This is a genomic window from Corallococcus silvisoli, from assembly GCF_009909145.1.
Taxonomy (GTDB): domain Bacteria; phylum Myxococcota; class Myxococcia; order Myxococcales; family Myxococcaceae; genus Corallococcus; species Corallococcus silvisoli.
Genome location: NZ_JAAAPJ010000006.1, coordinates 545009 through 564688, shown reverse-complemented (window position 1 = coordinate 564688; position 19680 = coordinate 545009). Strand labels below are relative to the sequence as shown.

18 protein-coding genes are annotated in these 19680 nt (G+C 72.2%); 8 read left to right on the top strand and 10 right to left on the bottom strand.

All coding sequences use genetic code 11. The annotated features are described in order from the left end of the window. Window positions 1-120: 120 nt before the first annotated feature. Both GTY96_RS14070 and GTY96_RS14065 read right to left on the bottom strand, forming a co-directional pair. Window positions 121-963 (bottom strand): hypothetical protein, encoded by an 843-nt coding sequence (locus GTY96_RS14070; RefSeq protein ID WP_161664972.1) that lies wholly within the window; start codon window positions 961-963, stop codon window positions 121-123. Between the two features lie 51 nt (window positions 964-1014). Continuing rightward, a complete protein-coding gene (locus GTY96_RS14065; protein WP_161664971.1) occupies window positions 1015-2400 on the bottom strand; it encodes a DUF2156 domain-containing protein in 1386 nt (461 codons plus the stop codon). A gap of 203 nt (window positions 2401-2603) precedes the next feature. On the opposite strand from GTY96_RS14065, the gene GTY96_RS14060 reads away from it, so the two are divergent. Both GTY96_RS14060 and GTY96_RS14055 read left to right on the top strand, forming a co-directional pair. Next, a complete protein-coding gene (locus GTY96_RS14060) occupies window positions 2604-3317 on the top strand; it encodes a hypothetical protein (protein WP_161664970.1) in 714 nt (237 codons plus the stop codon). Then, window positions 3314-3898 (top strand): hypothetical protein, encoded by a 585-nt coding sequence (locus GTY96_RS14055; protein WP_161664969.1) that lies wholly within the window; start codon window positions 3314-3316, stop codon window positions 3896-3898. Before GTY96_RS14060 ends, GTY96_RS14055 begins: the two co-directional genes overlap by 4 nt. A gap of 61 nt (window positions 3899-3959) precedes the next feature. On the opposite strand, the gene GTY96_RS14050 is transcribed toward GTY96_RS14055, so the two are convergent. The 3 genes from GTY96_RS14050 to GTY96_RS14040 form a co-directional block, all read right to left on the bottom strand. After that, complete coding sequence (locus GTY96_RS14050; protein ID WP_235685583.1) at window positions 3960-4844, bottom strand: biosynthetic peptidoglycan transglycosylase; 885 nt, start codon at window positions 4842-4844, stop codon at window positions 3960-3962. 13 nt (window positions 4845-4857) lie between these two features. Beyond that, a complete protein-coding gene (locus GTY96_RS14045) occupies window positions 4858-5562 on the bottom strand; it encodes a CHAP domain-containing protein (protein ID WP_161664968.1) in 705 nt (234 codons plus the stop codon). Between the two features lie 155 nt (window positions 5563-5717). Further along, window positions 5718-6560 (bottom strand): hypothetical protein, encoded by an 843-nt coding sequence (locus tag GTY96_RS14040; RefSeq protein WP_143903065.1) that lies wholly within the window; start codon window positions 6558-6560, stop codon window positions 5718-5720. A gap of 297 nt (window positions 6561-6857) precedes the next feature. Here GTY96_RS14040 and GTY96_RS14035 point away from each other — a divergent pair, with 297 nt between their 5' ends. Together GTY96_RS14035 and GTY96_RS14030 are read left to right on the top strand one after the other, a co-directional pair. After that, the gene (locus tag GTY96_RS14035) at window positions 6858-9410 is read left to right on the top strand and encodes a M1 family metallopeptidase (protein ID WP_143903067.1); all 2553 of its coding nucleotides are present in this window, start codon (window positions 6858-6860) and stop codon (window positions 9408-9410) included. Window positions 9411-9429: 19 nt separating this feature from the next. Beyond that, complete coding sequence (locus GTY96_RS14030; RefSeq protein ID WP_201756036.1) at window positions 9430-10788, top strand: DUF6986 family protein; 1359 nt, start codon at window positions 9430-9432, stop codon at window positions 10786-10788. On the opposite strand, the gene GTY96_RS14025 is transcribed toward GTY96_RS14030, so the two are convergent. The 5 genes from GTY96_RS14025 to GTY96_RS14005 form a co-directional block, all read right to left on the bottom strand. After that, window positions 10780-11865: a zinc ribbon domain-containing protein gene (locus tag GTY96_RS14025; RefSeq protein ID WP_143903071.1), complete on the bottom strand. Its 1086-nt coding sequence runs from the start codon at window positions 11863-11865 to the stop codon at window positions 10780-10782. The two genes, GTY96_RS14030 and GTY96_RS14025, sit on opposite strands and share 9 nt — an antisense overlap. 144 nt (window positions 11866-12009) lie before the next feature. Continuing rightward, on the bottom strand, window positions 12010-13083 hold the full coding sequence (locus GTY96_RS14020) for a DUF2804 domain-containing protein (protein ID WP_143903073.1): 1074 nt from the start codon (window positions 13081-13083) through the stop codon (window positions 12010-12012). A gap of 94 nt (window positions 13084-13177) precedes the next feature. Next, window positions 13178-14350: an ABC transporter permease gene (locus tag GTY96_RS14015; protein WP_143903075.1), complete on the bottom strand. Its 1173-nt coding sequence runs from the start codon at window positions 14348-14350 to the stop codon at window positions 13178-13180. Then, window positions 14347-15081: an ABC transporter ATP-binding protein gene (locus tag GTY96_RS14010; protein WP_143903077.1), complete on the bottom strand. Its 735-nt coding sequence runs from the start codon at window positions 15079-15081 to the stop codon at window positions 14347-14349. Before GTY96_RS14010 ends, GTY96_RS14015 begins: the two co-directional genes overlap by 4 nt. Window positions 15082-15096: 15 nt before the next feature. Next, window positions 15097-16659 carry an alpha/beta hydrolase gene (locus GTY96_RS14005; protein ID WP_370456591.1) on the bottom strand — a complete coding sequence of 521 codons (1563 nt, stop codon included), beginning with the start codon at window positions 16657-16659 and terminating at the stop codon, window positions 15097-15099. A gap of 87 nt (window positions 16660-16746) precedes the next feature. Here GTY96_RS14005 and GTY96_RS14000 point away from each other — a divergent pair, with 87 nt between their 5' ends. The 4 genes from GTY96_RS14000 (at window position 16747) to GTY96_RS13985 (ending at window position 19308) form a co-directional block, all read left to right on the top strand. After that, a complete protein-coding gene (locus tag GTY96_RS14000) occupies window positions 16747-17592 on the top strand; it encodes an LEA type 2 family protein (protein ID WP_143903079.1) in 846 nt (281 codons plus the stop codon). 99 nt (window positions 17593-17691) lie between these two features. Further along, complete coding sequence (panD, locus tag GTY96_RS13995) at window positions 17692-18084, top strand: aspartate 1-decarboxylase (protein ID WP_161664967.1); 393 nt, start codon at window positions 17692-17694, stop codon at window positions 18082-18084. Window positions 18085-18200: 116 nt separating this feature from the next. Continuing rightward, window positions 18201-18638, top strand: a complete 438-nt coding sequence (locus GTY96_RS13990) for a hypothetical protein (protein WP_143903083.1) — start codon at window positions 18201-18203, stop codon at window positions 18636-18638. Window positions 18639-18675: 37 nt separating this feature from the next. Beyond that, complete coding sequence (locus GTY96_RS13985) at window positions 18676-19308, top strand: EcsC family protein (RefSeq protein ID WP_143903085.1); 633 nt, start codon at window positions 18676-18678, stop codon at window positions 19306-19308. Window positions 19309-19680 lie beyond the last annotated feature (372 nt).

The following is a 19680-nucleotide window of genomic DNA, read 5'->3' as shown; positions in this document are numbered from 1 at the left end:
ATGTTGGGCCCATCACCCTCCCGTGCCCGGCGCGACGTCTGATTTCCAATCCGGGCCGCGCTCCCCTTGGGGAGCACGGAGCCCGCTGTCTCCTTTCGGACAGTGATTCGCCCTGGAGGCTCAGTACTCGAGCTGCTCCACCTCGATGTCGGCGTAGCGCGTCTGTGTATTTCCGACGCCTGTGTAGAACATGTATCGCTGGCTCCAGAACTGCCACTCTCCCCTGTCGCGCCAGCCGACGACATTGGCGACGGTCCCGGAGGCGGTGAAGCCCGGGACCGCCGTGGCGCTCCCCTCCAGCGCGCTCTTGTACTGCCGCTCCTTGCCGTAGAGCGTCAGGGGGGAGGCGCGCACCCCCACGGGAAGCGACTTGGTGAGGTACGCGAGGTGCTCCAGCGTCCGCGCCGCCCGCTTCGCCTCCCCGCCGACGTTGCTGTGCAGGACCACGGGCCTGCGCGGATCTCCGCCCACGCCAAACGTGCAGCCCGTCATCGAGTCGGTGAAGAAGAAGTCGGCGCTGTCGCCCAGCTGCGTCCAACACACCGAGTTCTCCTGCCAGGGCAGGAGGTAGGCCCTTCGGCCCTGGCCTCCTTCATTCCCCGCGAGGTTGAAGTCGTGCGCGGAGAGGAAGATGTCGGGCGGTGGGGAGATGATCGTCACGGCGTTCAAGGCCGTCCAACCGAAGGTCCCGGGCTGGGCGACGTATGCGCGCAGCGCCTGCAGCTCGGCCTTCTCCGCCTCCCATTCCAGGTCCACCTCCTCATCCGAGTCCGGCTCCGCGTCCTCGTAGAACCATTGCTTCACGAAGACCCGATAGCGTCCCTCCGTGGCGCCGAAGCCGAGCAACTGTCCTTCCCAGTTGACCATGTCCCCCTTCCGGGCATGGAGGTAGTGCGCGCCAATGGCCCCCCCGAGTTTGATGATCTTCTGGCTGATGAACTGGGCCGGATTGGAAATGAACACGTTGCCCCCCAATGAGAGCGAGCATCGTAACAGGAACTGGCGAAGGCCCCTTCAGTGCTCCGGGACGCGCAGGTCCCGCGAGCGCAGCAGCATCGCGGAAGCGGTCGCGGGCGCGAGCACCGACGCGACGATGACGCCCCAGTCCCCCGGCCCGCGCGCACGCGCGGCGTTGTAGGCGAGGGCCTGGACCAAGGTCAGACACGCGTCCGCGGTGGTGAGCCGGCCCAGGAGCGTGGCCAGCCCATCCCGCCAGCGCCGCATCAACACGAGCAGGCCGGCGACGAGCCCCACGTCGAACGCCACCCAGCCGTGCTGCACCCACGGCGAGGGGAACCAATGGGCGTTCATGGGCAGCGCGAGCAGCACCGTCCAGGGAATCAGCAGCGCCGTCAGCGTGCGCACGAAGAAGCGCGGCCGGCGCAAGAGCGTGACCAGGCCGAACCGCACCAGGCTGCCGCGCGCGAAGGCCCGGAGCGCGTCGTACACCGCCCAGGCCGCCGGCTCATCCTTCGGGTGGGAGAGGAACAGGGGCACCCAGGCGTCGGGGCGGAACTTGGCCTTGAAGGAGCGCAGGCCCTCGAAGTCGAACAGGGGCCGGCCGACGGCGCGCGCGAACCGCAGCCACGGCCGCACCGGCCCCGCCAGGGGCGCCAGCCCCAGCGTCACGTACCGGCGCCCGTTCGCCGCGGCGGCGCGCATCGCCGCGTCCACCAGGGTCTCCGCGGTGCCGTTGGGCGCGGAGCGTTCGCGCAGCAGGTCCTGGAGGAACCAGCCGTCGCGCGCGTACACGGGCGTCACCGACAGGAAGCCCACCACGCGGCCCTCCACCTCCGCGACGAAGGCCCGGCGCTCGCGGGCGAAGGCGTCCGGAGCCAGCCCCACCAGGAAGCCCATGGTCGCCATGCGGCGCGACGCCAGCCAGTGCTCGGCCAGCACCTCCACCGCCTCGCGCAGCGGGTGGCCCGGCGTCTCCATCACCTCCGCGGGCACCTCCCGCACGCGGACGCCGTGCGCCCGGGCGCGGCGGAGCTGTTCGCGCAGGCTGCGGCTGCCGCGCACCACCGCGTCCCACTTCGCCGGGTCCCACACCGGCTGCTCGCCAATGGGCAGCTCCTGGAACGGCACGAGCCGCGAGAAGCGCGCCTCCGTGGCGAAGAAGCCCACGCGCCGTCCCGCGCTCCGGGCCGCCAGGTGGAAGCCCTCCACCACGGCGCTCACGCGCTCCGGCGCCGCGATGGGACCGCCCCCCGCGACCCACGCACCGCCCGTGTCCACGTAGGCGATGCACGCGTCCCCCTCCTCCGCGAACCAGTAGAGGAAGCCCGGCTGAAGAATCTGGAAGGACGTCGCGTTCCAGCCGTGCTGCTTGAGCAGCACCAGCACCCGCTCGCGCGCATCTCCCGCGCCCCGCGCGGCTTCGTGGTGGAGGGCAGCCATGTCGTTTGCGTTCAAGCTACGTCCCGCCGGGCGCGCTCGCCAGCCAAAGCCTCCCAGAGGACGGGGCCCTTCCGGGACGGCTGGTGGCCCGGACGGGCTGTGCAGGAGGGAACGCCGCCGCGTGGAGCGGGGGGGAAGAGATCCAATCCGGCCGCTTTCACGCACTAATGGGGGGACGTCCCCCGCCTCTGGAGCCATGAGCCGTGACCCCACCCCGCCCCGCCGGCCGCCGCCGGTCCTCCTTTCCCCGCTGGTTGCTGGCCCTGTCGCTGCTTCCGGCAGCGGCCTTCGCGCAGGTGCGCACCAACGTCGCGCGGCTGCTCACCACGGACGCGGCGGAGGTCATCGACGCGCCGGTGTTGGGGCTTCAGCGCACGGCGCTGCCGCTGTTCGGTGGGCTGTCGGTGGACACGTCCCTCTACGCGGACGCGCTGCTCGCGCCGAACCTGGGCCTGCGGTGGGCGGTGGCCGCGGGGCCGCACCGGGTGGCGCTGGGCGCGCGCTACACGCACTTCGTGGGCGCCTCCGCGTACTCCAGCCAGGTGGAGTCGCAGGAGCCCGCCATCCAGAGCTTCACGCCGGAGCTGTCCGGCCCGGCCTTCTATGCCGTGTATGGCCTGTCCCTGGGTCCGGTGCTGGTGCAGGGCGAGGCGCGCTACGCCCGCTATGACTCGGACTACCTGGCCTTCACGGGCGCGGTGGCGTGGAACTTCACCGACGCGTGGTCGCTCATCGCGGAGGGCGGCATGCGCGTGAAGGGCGGCGCGAAGCTCAAGGCCGCCGCGGGCGTGCGCTACGGCGGTGAGCACTTCGGGATGGCGCTGGGCGCCGCCTACGTGGACCTGAGCGACCCGGCGCTTCCGGGAGAAGACCTGCCGGTGCTGCCCACCTTCGACCTGTCCTGGAGCTTCCGATGATGCGCCGGTTCGCGCTGTGCGTCTGTGGCCTGTTGCTGGCTTCGTGCTCGGCGGAGATCAACGTGTCCACGGACCCGTTCACCCAGACGGTGCCGGTGACGTCGGTGCTCGCGCCGGTGTACGCGGAGGTGGCGCTGGACCTGCCGGAGGAGACGCGGGACCTGTCGGTCGTCACCGTCAACACGGTGCAGGCCGCGCTGACGGTGGTCAATCCCTCTCAAGTCCTGACGCTCCAGATGAGCGCCCGGCTGTCCTTCACGGGGCAGGCGGAGCCGGGCACGCCCAAGACGTACACGGAGGCCAACCTGCCCCCGTACTACGCCACCGCCACCCAGCTGTTGCCGCCGCGCTCCTTCGCGCCCAACAGCCGCACACCGCTCACCGTGGACAGCCCCGCGCTGAAGCAGGCCCTGGGCAAGCAGCGCGTGTGGCTCATCCTGGACAACACCGTCACGCGCACGACGGGACTGCCCACGGGTGGGCTGCCGGTGAACATCGTGCTCCAGGACATCGTCTTCAGCGCCAACGTCACCAAGACCTTCCCGGGGTTGGGAGGGGCGTTGGAGGTGGGCGGGCTTTAATGCAGGGCCGGACCTCCATGGGACGGCCCTCCCATGGGGGTCCGGCGGGAAGTACGCCCGCTCAGGGCCCGTCGTCGTCCGCGTCGTCCCCGCCCGCGGGCGCGCGTCCGAGCAGCCGGTCCACCTCCGCGTGCGCGGCCTCCGCCTGCGCCGCGCTGATGCGCCGGGTGACCTTGAGCGCGTCCACCACGCGGTGCGCATGCTTCCACAGCGCCCGCGAACCACTGGCCGGCGAGCGCTTTCGCGGGGACGGCAGCATCGCCGCGAGCACCGCGCCCTGCGCCACGGAGAGCTGGGACGCGGACACGCCGAAGTGCTCGTGCGCGCCCGCCTCAATCCCATACACACCGTTCCCCCACTCCACCACGTTGAGGTACAGCGTGAGGATGCGCTGCTTGGTGAGCGCCTCCTCCAGCCGGTGCGCCAACACCAGCTCCTTCAACTTGCGCAGCAGGCTGCGGTCCGTGGACAGCCAGAGGTTCTTCGCCAGCTGCTGCGTCAGCGTGGACGCGCCACGGCCCAGCTTCCCCGCCTCCACCGCCTGCCCCACCGCCCGCGCCAGCTCCACCGTGTCCACGCCGTCGTGCAGGTAGAAGCTCGCGTCCTCGGAGAGCAGCACCGCGTCCACCGCGGACTTGGAGACCGCCGACAACGGCACCCACTGCTGCCTCCGGCGGGGCCTGTGGCCCGCCTCGCGCGCCTCGGTGGCCCGCTGCTCGATGAGCGCCGTCGTCTTCGGGTTCTCCTTCGCCAGCGGCCCCGCGTCCGGCAGCCCGGCGAACGTCCAGGCGGCGGTCGCCACCCCCAGCAGCAACACCCCGCCCAGCACCCAGCGCCGCCACTGTCCCCGCCGTGGCGGCGCGGACGGGACCTCCGGTGGGGGTGGGCCCGGAGGCGCGACAGGCTCGGGGAGCGGGGCTTCGGAGGGACCTTCGACGGTGGACATCGCGCGGCCGTGTCTAGCGCCGCGCGCCCCGGGCGTCATCCTTCACGGCGAGCCGGGCGGAGGCCACGCGCTGGGGCTCGGGCGAACGCCAGCGCTCGTCCACCGCCGCGAAGCCCGCCACCAGCTCACCGGCCAGGTAGCCGCGCGTCTTCCTGCCCTGGCGGCGCAGCCAGTCGTTGAGCACCTGCCCCTTCGCGTCGCGGCGCACCTCCGGCTGCTGGAGGTTGAAGCGGGAGCGCTTCACCCGCCCGCCCGACTTGTGCACGAACGTCACCGTGCCGTCCGCGCCCACGCGCTCCACGATGCCAATGTGCGTGAGCCCGTCGTTGAGCAGGCCGTCGCGGTTGCGGTCGAACGTGTTCTGGAAGAACACCAGCGTGCCCGGCGTGGGCGTGTCCGTGAGCATTCCCAGGGCGCTCGCCTTGCGGTGGATGGCGGTGACGCCGTTCTCGTCTGGCGACACGTCGTCGGGCAGCAGGTCCAGCCGGCGCTGCTGGAACGCCAGCCGCGTCATCCCGGAGCAGTCATCGCTCACCGTCGGGTTCACCGACGCCAGCGTCGTCAGCCCCACCCAGGACCTCGCCCGCCACAGCGCCCGATCCGCCAACACCACCGGCGCGGCCTTCTTCGTCGCCGGTGCCCTGTTCGCGGCCTGCGCCGCGCCCCCCCACATCAACAGCGCGCTCACCCACGCGCCGACCCACACGCCTCTTCCCATGCGCCCGCGACAGAGCAACCGCCGTGCCCGGCCTGCGTGGCGTTGCGCGTGTCCGCCTCACGACGGACGGCCCTTCCGCCCCTTCACGCGCTGGGCAAGGAAGTTCCCACGCACGGCAACCGCGCGCCTTGCCCCTCGGGGCTGGAGGATGGGCGCTACGGCACAGGGGGGCAGTCGTTGTCGGAGGGCGACACCCGCGCCTGGAGCCCCATGGACCGCGACCTGCTGGAGAACGGATCGCACCGAAACACGTTCGTGCGCGGAACCGAGTGCATCCGGGCCTCCACGCAGATCATCAGGGGCACCGCCAGCCCCAGGAGCGCGAACTGGGCCAGGGCGCCGGGCATCCGCGACCCCGGGCCGGGCAGCACCTGCGAGCGCACGCTGGAGAAGATGAACGCGCCGCCAATGGCAATACACAGCGCGAGCGCCATCACGGTCATGCCCTGCGCCATCAAGAAGACGGTGTCCACGGTCCCGCCCCGGTGGGAGTGCACGGCCTGCACCAGCGCGCGCTCCCGCCAGGCCGCCGCGGGCCCCGCCAGACCGAACCCCACCGTGCAGGCCGCCACCCAGACCACCGCGCCGTGCACCTCTCGCCGCAGGATCAGCCACTGCGCCGCCCCCAGCACCACGCCCATCCCCACCGGGGCCATCATCTGCGGCCACCCCATGCCCGTGGCCAGGATGCGCGACCCCAGCATCCCCACCGCGTAGCCGAGCGTCGTCACCAGCACCCAGCCCGGCACCCGCAGCCCCAGATGGTTCAACACCCGCGCCTGCCCGGCCCCCAACAGCAGGCCCGTCAGCGTGAACGCCCCCAGCTCCGCCAACCGGCGCACCACCCCCAGCTCCACCAGGGACAGCGGATGGACGGCCGCCAGACGCAGCCCTCCGTCCAGCAGGCCCACGGAGAACTCCGCCAGCACCTGCCCGAAGGACAGCGCCAGCACGGTGACGGCCGCGAACAGGACCACTCGGAAGGAACGGGAGCCCATGAACCCCAGTCTGCGCGAGAGCCCAGGTCCAAAGCCATCCACCCGGGCACCCTCCTGCTCGCCGGACAACGGCCGTGTCGCCGGGTGGAGGTGGATGTATGGCGCCACATGGGCGCTCCATCCGGGGCCACCGGGCCTGGGCCTGACGTCTTCCACGCGGTGGGCGCCGTCCCGCGCGAGCCGGGTCCACTCGGGGCCGTGGGGCCCCTGCCAGCCGGGGCGTGACCCCGTGAAGCGGCGGACACTGGGAAATGGAGCACGAGCACAAGGCGCGGCCGGCGCTAGATTGCCGCCCCTATGGCGCATCCGACCGACGACAAGAACTTCCGCCTGCCCACCTCCCTCCGCCCGCGCCGCTACTCGGCGACGGTGACCCTGGACCTGGAGGGGCGCACCTTCACGGGCGAGCAGCGCGTGGAGCTGGAGCTGTCCCAGCCCACCACGGAGATCATCCTCCACGCCAACGCGCTGGAGCTGGGCGACGTCACCTTCCGCGCCGGCAAGGACACCCGCAAGCCCGCGTCCAAGCGCGTCGCCCCGGTGAGCGAGACGGTGGTGCTCACGTTCGACGCGCCCCTGCCCGTGGGGAGCGCCACGCTGGACGTGCTGTGGACGGGGCACTTCAGCGACGGCCTGCGCGGGCTGTACGCGGCGGGCCAGGTGGCCGCGACGCAGTTCGAGGCCGCGGACGCGCGGCGCCTGTTCCCCTGCTTCGACGAGCCCGCCTTCAAGGCCCGCTGGGCGCTCACGGTGCGCGTGCCGCCGGGCCACACGGTGCTGGGCAACGGCAAGGTGGTGAAGGACGAGGCGGACGGCGCCCTGCGCAAGGTGACGTTCCAGGAGACGGAGCTGCTCAGCTCGTACCTGGTCGCGCTGGTGGTGGGCCCGCTGGTGGGCACGCCGGAGGAGCAGGCGCAGGGGGTGCCGGTGCGCACGTGGGCGCTGCCGGAGAAGGCGCACCTGGCGAAGTTCGGCCAGGACGTGGCGCTGCAGGTGCTGCCCCGGCTGCAGGACTACTTCGGGCTGCCGTATGCCTTTGGCAAGGTGGACCAGGTGGGCATCCCGGACTTCGAGGCGGGCGCGATGGAGAACGCCGGCCTCATCACCTACCGGGAGGTGGCGCTGCTGCTGGACCCGGCCACCGCGCCCCTGTCCGTGCAGAAGCGCGTGGCGGAGGTGGTGACGCACGAGCTGGCGCACCAGTGGTTTGGCAACTGGGTGACGATGGTGTGGTGGGACGACCTCTGGCTCAACGAGGCGTTCGCCACGTGGATGGCGTTCAAGATTGTCGACCAGTGGCGGCCGGAGTGGCGCATGTGGCTGGACTTCGACTCGCACCGCGCCAGCGCCCTGGCGCTGGACGCGCTCAAGTCCACGCACCCCATCCACGGCGAGGTGCGCAACGCGGGCGAGGCGGGGGAGAGCTTCGACGCCATCACCTACGAGAAGGGCGGCGCGGTGCTGCGGATGATTGAAGGGTTCCTGGGCGAGGGCCCCTTCCGCGAAGGCATCCGGCTGTACATGCGCAAGCACGCGCGCGCGAACGCGGTGAAGGACGACCTGTGGAACGCGCTGGGTGAGGCGGCGAAGCAGCCGGTGTCGGAGCTGGCCACGGCGTGGATTGGCCAGAGCGGCTTCCCGCTGGTGGCGGTGAAGGTGGAGGGGCGCCAGGTGTCGCTGTCGCAGCGGCGCTTCTATTCGGAGCCCGGGGTGAAGAGCGCGGAGACGTGGCCGGTGCCCATGGTGCTCCGGTTCGAGGACGGCGCGGGCGTGCGCGAGCAGCGCGTGCTCTTGCGCGACGCGCGGACGACGGTGACGCTGGACGGCGCGGGCGAGGTGAAGTGGCTGTGCGCCAACGGCGGCTCCACGGGCTTCTACCGGGTGGCGTACGAGAAGCCGGCGCTGGACCGGCTGGCGGCGAACCTGGGGACGCTGGCGCCGTCGGAGCGCATCTCGCTGCTCGCGGACACGTGGGCGCTGGTGCGCGCGGGGCAGGCGCCGGTGGCGGACCTGCTGGACCTGGCGGCGCGCTTCGGGGACGAGGAGGACGAGGCGGTGCTGGACGAGCTGGTCGGGCGGCTCGGGTACATCGAGAACCGGCTGACGGAGGGCGCGGACCAGGAGCGCTTCCGCCGGTGGGTGGAGCAGCTGCTCGGCGGCGGCCTGAAGAAGCTGGGCTGGCAATCCGCGAAGGGCGAGCCGGACCGGGTGCGGCTGCGCCGCGCGGCGCTGGTGCGCGCGGTGGGCGGCCTGGCGCGCAGTCCGGAGGTGCTGGCCCAGGCCCGGCCGCTGGTGGCGCGGATGCTCCAGGGGGACAAGTCCGCGCTGGACGCCAACCTGCTGGACACGGCGGTGGGCATGGTGGCGCGCGCGGGCGACGCGGCGCTCTTCGACGACCTGTCGCGGCGGATGCCCAAGGAGCCGGACCCCGCGACGCAGCGCCGCTACCTGATGGCGCTCACGTCCTTCGAGGACCCGAAGCTGACGGCGCGGGCGCAGGCGCTGTTGTTCTCGGAGACGGTGAAGACGCAGGACGTGGCGAGCTTCGCGACGGGCCTCCTGGGCAACCGCGCCGGGCGCGACGCGTGGTGGGAGCAGCTCCAGAAGCGCTGGCAGGACCTGGTGACGCGCACGGGCGCGGCCCCCATGCTGCTGCGCCGGGTGGTGGAGGGCCTGGGCCTCTTGCGCACGCGCGAGCACCTGGAGCAGGTGAAGGCGCTGCTCCACGCGAACCCGATCCCGGAGGCGCAGCAGGCCACCGCGCAGACGCTGGAGCGGCTGTCGCAGGACGTGGCGCTGCGCGAGCGCGTGGCCCCGGAGGTGGCCGCGTGGCTGAAGCGCCAGCCGTGATGATATCCGGCGCGCCATCATGAAGACCTCGCTCACGCCCGAAGCCTCCGCCGCCTCCCGCGAAGCCCTGCGCCGCGCCAACGTGGCCTTCAGCCACGCGTACCCGGGCGACTCCTCCCGGCGCCAGCCCGTGCACACCGTGTATGGCGGCGCCCACCTCTTCCGCGCCGGCACCGCGCGGAAGATGGGGGACCTGGCGCTCGCGGCCCTCCGCGAGTACGCGCCCGACGGGGCCGCCCTGGCCCACGGCCTGGGCCTGCCCCAGCGCGGCGCCTTCGCCCAGCGCGTCCACGCCCGCGTCATGGACAAGCTCCAGCGCGAGCCCGTGGAGGACTTCCGCATCGACTTCGAGGACGGCTACGGCCACCGCCCCGACGCGGAGGAGGACGCCCACGCCGTCTCCGCCGCCACGGAGCTGGCCCGCGGCCTGGAGCAGGGCGCGCTGCCCCCGTTCATCGGCATCCGCGTGAAGTCCTTCACCGAGGAGCTGTACGCCCGCGCCTCGCGCACCCTGGACCTCTTCGTCACCGCGCTGCTGGAGCAATCCGGTGGCAGGCTGCCGCCCTCCTTCGTCGTCACCCTGCCCAAGGTCACGGTGCCCGAACAGGTGACCGCCCTGGCCCACCTGCTGTCGGGGCTGGAGTCCGCCCACCACCTGCCCTCCGGCGCGCTGGCGCTGGAGCTGATGGTGGAGACGCCCCAGGCCCTCTTCGACGCGCGGGGCCGGCCCCACCTGCGCTCGCTCGTGGAGGCGGGCGAGGGCCGCTGCTCCCACGTGCACCTGGGCGTCTACGACTACACCGCCGCGCTGGACGTCAGCGCGCACGCGCAGAGCATGCTCCACCCCGCCTGCGACCACCTGCGCGACACCGTGCAGGTGCTGCTCGCGGGCAGCGGCGTGCGCCTGTCCGACGGCGCCACCAACGTCATGCCCGTGGGTCCGCACCGCAAGCAGGGGGATGCGCCGCTGCTCCCCACGCAGCAGCGGGAGAACACCGACGCCGTGCACCGCGCGTGGCAGGTGGCCTACCGGCACACGCGGCACTCGCTGGAGCGCGCGTACTACCAGGGCTGGGACCTGCACCCCGCCCAGCTGCCCGTGCGCTATGCCGCCGTCTACGCCTTCTTCCTGGAGGGCCTGGAGCCGGCGTCCCAGCGGCTCAAGGCCTTCGTGGACAAGGCCGCCCAGGCCACCCTGCTGGGGGACGTGTTCGACGACGCCGCCACCGGCCAGGGCCTGCTCAACTTCTTCCTGCGCGGCCTCGCGTGCGGCGCGCTCACCGAAGAGGAGGCCCGGGGCAGCGGCCTGACGCTGGAGGAGCTGCACAGCCGCTCCTTCCGCGCCATCGTCCAGGGCCGCGCCGCGCGGTCACGCTGACGCGGGCGGCTCCGGAGGAGGCGCCTCCCTCCGGGGCCCCAGCCCCTCGCGCGCGACGGCCACGTCCACCGCGAGGATGCCCAGCAGGAACAGCCACGGTCCCGGCCGCGCGGACAGGCCCGTCAGGGCCCAGAGGGTGATGAGGCCCGCGAGCAGCGCCGGCAGCGCGGAGGGCACCGCCTCCCGCGCGCGCCGCACGGACGCCAGCACGCCCAACGCCAGGAGCCCCAGCACCACGCCCGTCGCGCCCAGGCGGCCCCGCCCGGTGCCCGCGCCGGGCGTGGAGGCCGGGAACACCAGCGTGTTGAACTTCCACGTGTGGTGCTCCTGGATGTCCCAGGCGAAGTTGTTGTCGATGGTGATGTCGCGCTGGCGCTCCATGCGGGCGGTGGGCACCAGCGAGCCGGTCCACGACGCGCTCCACGGCAGGAGCATCCCCAGCGCGCACGCGGCCACGCCCGCGAACACCCACCGCTTCAGCCGCACCTCCCCGGGCCGCCGGGGCAGCGACGCCTCCCCCATGGGCGAGGCGCGGAACGCCCGCCATTGCACCGAGCCCAGCACCACCGCCGCCAGCACCCACAGGAGGGGCGCCACGCCCAGCTCCAGCGACAGGAAGGCCTGCGTCACGGTGAGCGCCGTGAACAGGGGCAGGAACGCCGGGTGCTCGGCCCACTTCACCACCGGGGCCAGCGCGGGCGGCAGCGCGCGGCCCGCGGCGCTCCACTCGCGCGCGCCCAGCATGCCGCTGGCCACCAGCATCAACGCCGCCCACGACAGGCCCAGCCCTCCACCGACGAAGGGCAGCACCGGCACCAGCACCGCCGCCGCGACCAGCCCCGCGCCCAGCAGCGGCAGCGAGCCCCCCGGCAGCCGCTCGCGCAGCCGGGGATCATCCAGCACGGTGCGCACCGCGCGGCCCGCCGAGTCCGCCGCCCGCTGGGCCTTGTCCGCCACGTCGTCCATGACGGGTGACTCGGGCGCGTCCCCGGTCCGCGTCACGTCCCGGCCGCAGTGGGGACACGTCCGCGACGACAGGCCTTCAGGGAGCGGCTGACCACAGTGCGGGCAGGACATGGCGCGGAGTCCTCCTCTGACGAACAGAGCGCGAAGCCTACACCGCGCCCCCGCCGCATCCATGAACCATCGCGCCGCGTCCGGGGCTCCACGGCCTTCGCACGCACGGCCGCTTCCTGGCGGGACAGGCCGCGCGGGGCCCTGCTACCAGAGCATGTCCTGGTCCTCGGTGACGCCCGGGACATTGGACAGCCGCAGCTCCTGGCCAGCCACGCGCAGGGTGCCTTCGAAGAAGCCCACCGGCTGGGCGAAGTGGCTCACCACGAGGCGCAGGTTGCGCTCATCGCGGTGCACGTAGATGGGCTTGAAGCGCAGGTCCACCGCGCCGTCCGCCGTCGTCAGATGCCACGGGTCCAGGAGCTCCTTCGCGTCGTAGTCGAAGCGCGCGCGCCCCACGGGATAGAGCCGGTCCCCCAGCCAGATGGCGTTCTCGTTGGCTTCGGTGACGCCCTCGTTGAAGCCCTCCACGAGGTTGAGGCCCACGGGCGTGCCATCCGGGAGCCGCCCGGCCGCGAAGGCCCAGCGCCACGCGGTGTGCCGCGCCAGGTAGCCCTGCGTGTAGTCCATGCCACCCACGCCGCCATCCAGCCGGAAGCGCTTGCCGCCCGCCTCCAGGCTCCCGAAGGCCAGCAGGCCGCTGCGCTTCTGGGTGACGTTGACCAGCCCATCCCCCTCCACCGGCGCGATGACGGTGAGGGCCGGCGGGCCGCCCGCCACCAGCAGCTCGCCGTTCCACTGGAAGCTCTGGAGCGACTGCGTGCGCATGCGGCTGACGTCCACCTCCACCTGGTAGCGCTCGTCGGCGGCGCCGCGCTTGACGGACATGCGCCCGCCCAGCGTGCGGAAGGCCGCGACCAGCCCCGCCCCCGGCTTGTCGCTCACCTCCGCGAGCGGCCCGGGGACCCCCAGGAAGCTCACGTCGCACAGGGGCTTCATCTCCTGGAGGTCCACCGCCACCGCGAAGGCGTTGGCCGTGTAGCCCAGGTCCACCACCGCGAAGAGGGCCGCCACCTCCTGCGTGGCGACGAAGGTGTAGTGCCAGCGCTTGCGCTTGAGCAGGCGCGTGGCGCGCCCCGGCGCCCACTTCCCCAGCAGGCGCGGCAGGTCCACCTCGGGCAGCTCCCCCTGGTACGTCCCGAACCGGGGCTCTCCTTGCGTGGAGGCCACCGAGGCCGGGGCGAAGGGCAGCAGGGATTCTTGTTCTCGCTCGGGTGTCATCTCGAAACATTGGACGGCACTTCGCCGCCCCTGTCACGAGAACATGCTGCGCATGCGGCGCCCCGGCGACAGTCGACGCGCGCGTGCCTGCCTGCTAGCTCCGTCCGAAGATGATGCGCTCCTGGGAGAGCAAGCGCGTGGTGAAGCGCAGGGCCACCGCTGACACCCCCACGCAGGACAGGAGCGCGAGCACGAAGGGCACCGGGCCCAGGGACTCGCCGCGCATCACCTCGCCCGCGAGCAGCTCCTGCCCCAGCACCGGCACCGCGAACATCCACGTCCGCGTCTGGATGGGCGACAGAGCGAGCATCATCCCGGGCAGCGTGGGCAGCACCATCAGGAGCGACAGGTACGTCTGTGCTTCCTTGAACGACCGCGCATAGGTGGACACCCACATCTGCACGGCGGACGCGGCCAGCACCAGCGGCAGCACCGCGGCGAGCATGCCCAGCGCGGCGGGCGCGTCGAACCGGGCGCGCACGCCCAGGTCCTCCAGCGGCACGCGCTTCACCACCAGGAAGTAGCCCACGAGACACAACACCACCCCCGTGGCCGCCATGGCGCACGTGGCCAGCCACTTGCCCGCCACCAGCGCGCCGCGCGGGGCGGGGTTGAGCAGCAGGGGCTCCAGCGAGCCGCGCTCGCGCTCGCCCGCCATGGTGTCGCTGGCCAGCTGCATGCCGCCCGCGAACGCCGCCATCACCAGGAACAGGGGGATGGTGGTGAGCACCGTGGCCGCGGTGCGCTCCGGCGTGGACAGGTCCAGCTCGTCCACGCGCACCGGCTCCGCCAGCTCCGGGGACACGCCCCGCGCGAACAGGCGCTGGTTGCCCATCTGTTGCGCATACGCCGCCAGCATCCGCTGCGCGCGCTGCACGGACTGGCGCGCCTTGTTGCGCGAGCTGTCCATCACCAGCCGCACCGCGGCGGTGTGCCCCCGGGCGAAGTCCCGTGAGTAGTCCTCCGGCACCACCAGCACCAGGTCCAGCGTGCCGGCCTGCACCAGCGCCTCGTAGTCCTTCGGCGCCTCCGACAGCTTCGCGCCGTAGCGCTCCAGGAAGGCCATCAGGCTGGGCGCGTGCTCGCGGCCCACCACCGGCACCTCCAGCGGCCGGTCCTGCCGGTACCAGGAGGCCATCATGTTGAACATCACCAGGAACACGAGCGGGCCCAACAGCGGCCACATCACCGCGGAGCCCAGCGTGCGCCGGTCCCGCAGGTGGTCGCGCACCTCCTTGCGCAGCACCGTCCCGACCTGCCCCCTCATTCGCGCAACCCCTGCTCGCTGCCAATCACGCTCACGAAGGCTTCCTCCAGGCTGTCCTTGCCAGTGCTCGCGCGGAGCGCGTCCGCCGTCCCGTCCGCCACCACCCGCCCGCGCGCCACCACCACGATGCGGTCACACAGCGCGGCCACCTCCTGCATCACGTGGCTGGAGAACACCACGCAGCAGCCCTGCGCCTTCAGCTTGCGCAGCAGCGTGCGCACCGACCGCGTGGCCATCACGTCCAGCCCGTTGGTGGGCTCGTCCAGCAGCACGTTGCGCGGGCCATGCACCAGCGCGCGCGCCAGCGCGACCTTCACGCGCTCGCCCTGGCTGAAGCCCTCCGTGCGCCGGTCCGCGATCTCCTTCATGTCCAGGAGCTCCACCAGCTCCTCCACGCGCGCGTCCAGCGCGGCGCCGGACAGCCCGTGCAGCTCCCCGAAGTACCGGGCGTGCTCGCGCGCGGTGAGGCGAGGGTAGAGCCCGCGCGCGTCGGGCAGCACGCCCAGGGCGCGGCGGGCCACCTCCGGCCGCTGGGCCACGTCCACGCCGTCCACGGTGGCGGTGCCGCCGTCGGGGCGCACCAGCGTGTAGAGCATGCGCAGCGTCGTCGTCTTGCCGGCGCCGTTGGGGCCCAGCAGGCCGGTGATGACGCCGTCCTCCGCGGTGAAGGACACGTCGTGCACCGCCGTCACGGCGCCGAAGCGCTTGTGCAGGTTCCTGGCTTCAATCATGGCGCCTGGGGTTCCTCAAGGCACGGGGCCCGCGAAGGAGGTGAAGAAGGGCGGCCGCTTCAGGCCCGCCCCACAGTCGGGCGTCAGGCCCTCCACGCCGCCGCGCGCGAGCACCTCCGCCATCAGCGTGCGCGCGCAGTCCGCGCCCACCGTGTTGTGCCCCAGCCCCGGCACCACCACGTGCAGGCTGCGAGACAGGGTGCGCTTCGCCTCCTCGCCCCAGGCGGGCGGCGTCACCGGATCCAGCTCCCCGGACAACAGCAGCGTGGGGATGTCCGACGTCACCGGGTCGCGGAAGCCCTTCGGCACGTTCGCCTGGGGCCACTTCGCGCAGGCCCGCTTCACGTCCAGCGCCATGCGCGGGCCGAACCAGGTGCCCTTCGCCTCGCGCTCGGCGTCCTCCTCCGTGAAGAAGGGCGCGTCCTCCGCGCACACCACCGCCATGAACATGCCCCGGCTGGTGGTGCGCGCGACCTCGTCGGTGAGGCCCAGCGACAGCGCCACGAAGGGCGCCCAGTCGTCCTTCGCCGCGCGGTCCAGCATCAGCGGCACCAGCGACGCGACGTCCGGGCTGTAGAGCAGCGAGAAGAGCTCCGACAGGAAGACGCGCCGGGTGAGGGTGAAGCCCTCCGGCACGCCCGTGCGCGGGTGCGGCAGGCGCACCTTCGCGGGGGTGGCCTCCAGCTTCGCGAGCAGCGCCTCCGTGCGGGCCCGGAGGTCCGGGTACGCCGTCGCGCAGACGGAGTCCTTCGTGCACGCGTCCAGCAGCAGGTCCAGGGCGCGCTGGCCATCGCGCGCGGCGTACAGCGGCAGGTACTGCCCCATGGGGGCGACGCCATCCAGGATGGCGGTGCGCACGTGGTCCGGGTGCTGGCGCATGTACACCAGCGCCGCGCGCGTCCCGTAGGAGATGCCCCACAGGTTCACCTTCGCGTAGCCCAGCGCCGCGCGCACGTCGTCCAGGTCATCCATGGCGATGGACGTGGTGTAGAGCCGCTCATCCGCGTCCCAGCCCTTCCTGCACTGGGGGATGACGTCCGCGTCCTCGCGGTCCTCGAAGCGCTCCGCCAGCGACGCGCGCGAGGGATTGAGCGCCTCGCAATCCAGCGGGTGCGAATCCCCCGTGCCCCGCTGGTCCACGAAGACGATGTCGCGCTGACGCCGGATGCGCTCCAGCGCGGGCAGGATGCGCGTGCGCGACGCCGCCTGTCCGGGGCCGCCCGCGAGGAAGAACAGCGGATCCTCCTTGGGCTGCGACGCGAGCGCTGGCACCACCACCACGCGCAGCGACAGCTTGCGCCCCTGCGCCCGGGCCCGGTCCTCGAAGACCTCCAGCGTGCCGCACAGCGTCTGCGCGGCCACCCCGTCCAGCCGGCACGGCGTCAGGGCCATCCGCCGCACCGGCCCGGCCTCCGCGCTGGGCGACCGGGAACAGCCCGCCAGGGACAGCGCCGCCACCACCGCCAGCGCGAGCCAGCTCCCCGGGCGGGGGGCCTGTGGGATGGCGGGGGGGTGAGACAAAGTGCCACCTGTCACGGCGGGCCAACCTCCTGCACGGGGGAGTCCTGCTGGCCGCATACCATTGGAGTGCCGAAGGTGCACCCGCCGAGGCCCCGCCGCGCGCGATTGAATCCGCGCGAACGTGGGGCGTCCTCTGCTACGCCCATGCCCACCATGAAGAAACGCGCGTTCCTGGTCCTGTTCGCCCTGTCGCTCACCACGCTCAGCGGCTGCGCCGCGCTGCAGAGCCTGCTCAACGGAGCCTTCAAGAAGCCCACGCTGCACTTCAAGACGGCCCGGCTGGCGGATGCGTCCCTGTCCGACGCCACGGTCGACCTGGTGTATGAGTTGGACAATCCCAACAGCCTGGGGCTGAAGCTGGCGTCGGTGGACTACGCCTTCTTCGTGGAGGGCAAGCAGCTGGTCGCCGGCAAGCCCCGGAGCGGGCTGAACCTCAAGTCCAACGGCAAGAGCGAGCTGGTCTTCCCCGCCAACGTGAAGTTCGCGGACATCGCGCCGGTGGTGACGACGTTCCTGGACAAGGACGCTGCCAGCTTCAAGGCCCAGGGCAGCATCGGGGTGCAGACGCCCATCGGCGTCATCCGGTTCCCCCTGGAGAAGGAAGGCACGTTCCCCATCCCCAAGATTCCCCAGGTGCAGTTCCAGGCGCCGCGCATCACGAACGTCACGCTGAGCGGGGCCACGGTGGAGTTCCCCCTGGCCATCACCAACCGCAACAGCTTCCCCCTGCCGGTGGCGGGCATCACCGGGGCGCTGAAGGTGGCGGGCGCGAACGTGGGCAACCTGTCCACGGGCAACCTGGGCACGCTGGACGGCAGTGGGACGAAGCAGGTGACGCTGCCGTTGACCATCCACTTCGCGAGCGCCGCGTCCGCGGCCATGGCCCTGCGTTCGGGGGGCAACGCGCAGGTGAGCCTGACGGGCAACCTGACGTCGGACGCGCAATCCGTCCCCTTGAACCTCAGCCAGCTCGTGAATTTCACGAAGTAGCTGGAGGGTATGCAAGGAGGCAGGCGGTGCATGGGCCACCGGGGATGTTGTCCCCGGCCAGGGGAGCCGTTACGGTTGCGCCGCTTCCCGAGGGCCCCCATGCGCCGCATTCTCTTCAAGTCCAAGATCCACCGCGCGACGGTGACCCAGGCCGACCTCGACTACGAAGGTTCGGTGACCATCGACCGAGACCTGCTGAAGGCGGCGGACATCCTGCCGTTCGAGAAGGTCGCGGTGTGGAACGTCACGCGCGGCACCCGGCTGGAGACGTACGCCCTGGAGGGCGAGTCCGGCAGCGGAGTCATCTGCATCAACGGCGCCGCGGCGCACCTGAACCAGCCGGGCGACCTGGTCATCCTGGCCACCTTCGCGGAGGTCGAGGAGGCGGAGCTCGCCCACTGGAAGCCCAAGGTGGTGTTCGTGGACGGCAAGAACCGGGCGGTTCCCGGCATCACCGAGGAAATCCCCGGGCCCGCGCGCCGTATCGCCTAGGGCGCGGGGCGCTCCGGCACCTTTTGCCGCCTCCCATCGTGTCTGCCATGCTTCCCGCTCTTTCCCTGTTGGAGCGGACGCGCGGAAGGAACCCGCGTCCCGGAGGAGACGACGCGATGAGGTGGACGTGGGCGGGCCTGCTGGCCCTGGCGGTGGTGGGGTGCAAGTCGGTGGGCCCGTATCAGCGTGACCCCAACGACGAGGACGCGGTGAGTTCGAACGTGCCCGTCATCCGCGCGCCCTCGCAGGACCGCTGCGCGGCGCTGGGGAAGGCGTCGGTGCGCGGCGGCTGCGACGACGCGCTCTATCTGGCCAGCGAGTACACGCGGCGCCTGGCGGTGGGCGACGAGGTGTGCCTGGAGGGTGGCTACGGCGACGAGCCCGGCGCGGCGTGCAAGGCGCGCGCGGCGGTCATCGACACGGGGCCCAACCGGGTGAAGCTGGAGGTGCGGCAGGCGCGCCCGGACTCGCGGTGGTTCAAGTCGGAGATGCGGCACGCCTGGTACGAAGAGGGCGCGCTGGTGGACCTGTATCTGGCCGAGCGGGGTTACTAGAGACGACAGGCCGCGAGCGCGGCCCAAGGAGAAGGACATGGCCTTCTACGACAGCGTGACGGAGCGGCTGGGCTTCATGAAGAAGCTGTCCCCGGCGGAGCTGAAGAAGCTGGGGGCGCTGCGCCTGTCGGACCTCATCCAGGGGGAGATTGGTCGGGCGCGCGTGCGCGTGGCGGCGCTGGAGAAGCGCTACCCGTCCGCGACGACCAAGGAGCTGGCGCAGCGGCTGGTGGATGAGAAGAAGAGCCTGGCGGGGATGGTGGGCGGCGTGAGCGGGGTGTTCGGGCTCATCTCGCTGCCCGCGGACCTGACGTTCATGGCGTATCTGCAGCTCGTCCTGCTGACGGACGTGGCCACGCTCTACAAGGCGAACCTCAAGACGGAGCGCGCGCGGGGGGAGCTGCTGGACCTGTTCGGCTACGCGAACGGGCTGGGGCCGCTGCACCGCTCGGGGCCGAAGGTGCTGGGGAAGCTCGCCGCGCTGCTGCTGCACAAGGGCGGCATGTCCACGCTGGGCCGGGCCATGCCGCTGGTCGCGGCGCCCATCACGGCCTACCTCAACAACCAGCACATCCAGATGGTGGGTGAGCAGGCCGTGCGCTTCTACGAAGGCTTCGACAAGGCACACGCCAAGGCCCGGTCCGCCCAGCGCAAGGCGAGCGGGAGCTGAGCATCGGCCGCGCCCCGCGATGGACAGCGTTCATGTCATCGCCAGGGGCCGCCGCGTCGCGGCTCAAGGAAGCAGATACCGCCCTCCTCAAGGAGAGCGGGGCCCTGTCCCCGTTCCACGACGACACACACGCCTGCGCGTTCCGGGGACTGGAGAGCGCCTTCGCTGACGAGGGCTTCCACGCGTGGCTGCGCGAAGCGACCCCGGCCCGCGAAACCACCCCTCCTCCAGCAACTGACGAAGGGCTTCGAACACGTCGTGGACCGGCTCACCACCGCCCTGCCCTTCGAGCCCACCTGCGAAGTGGACTGCAACCGCCTGCTGATCCACGACGGCAAGGCCTGGAAACGACACCGCACCTGGGGAAGCCCC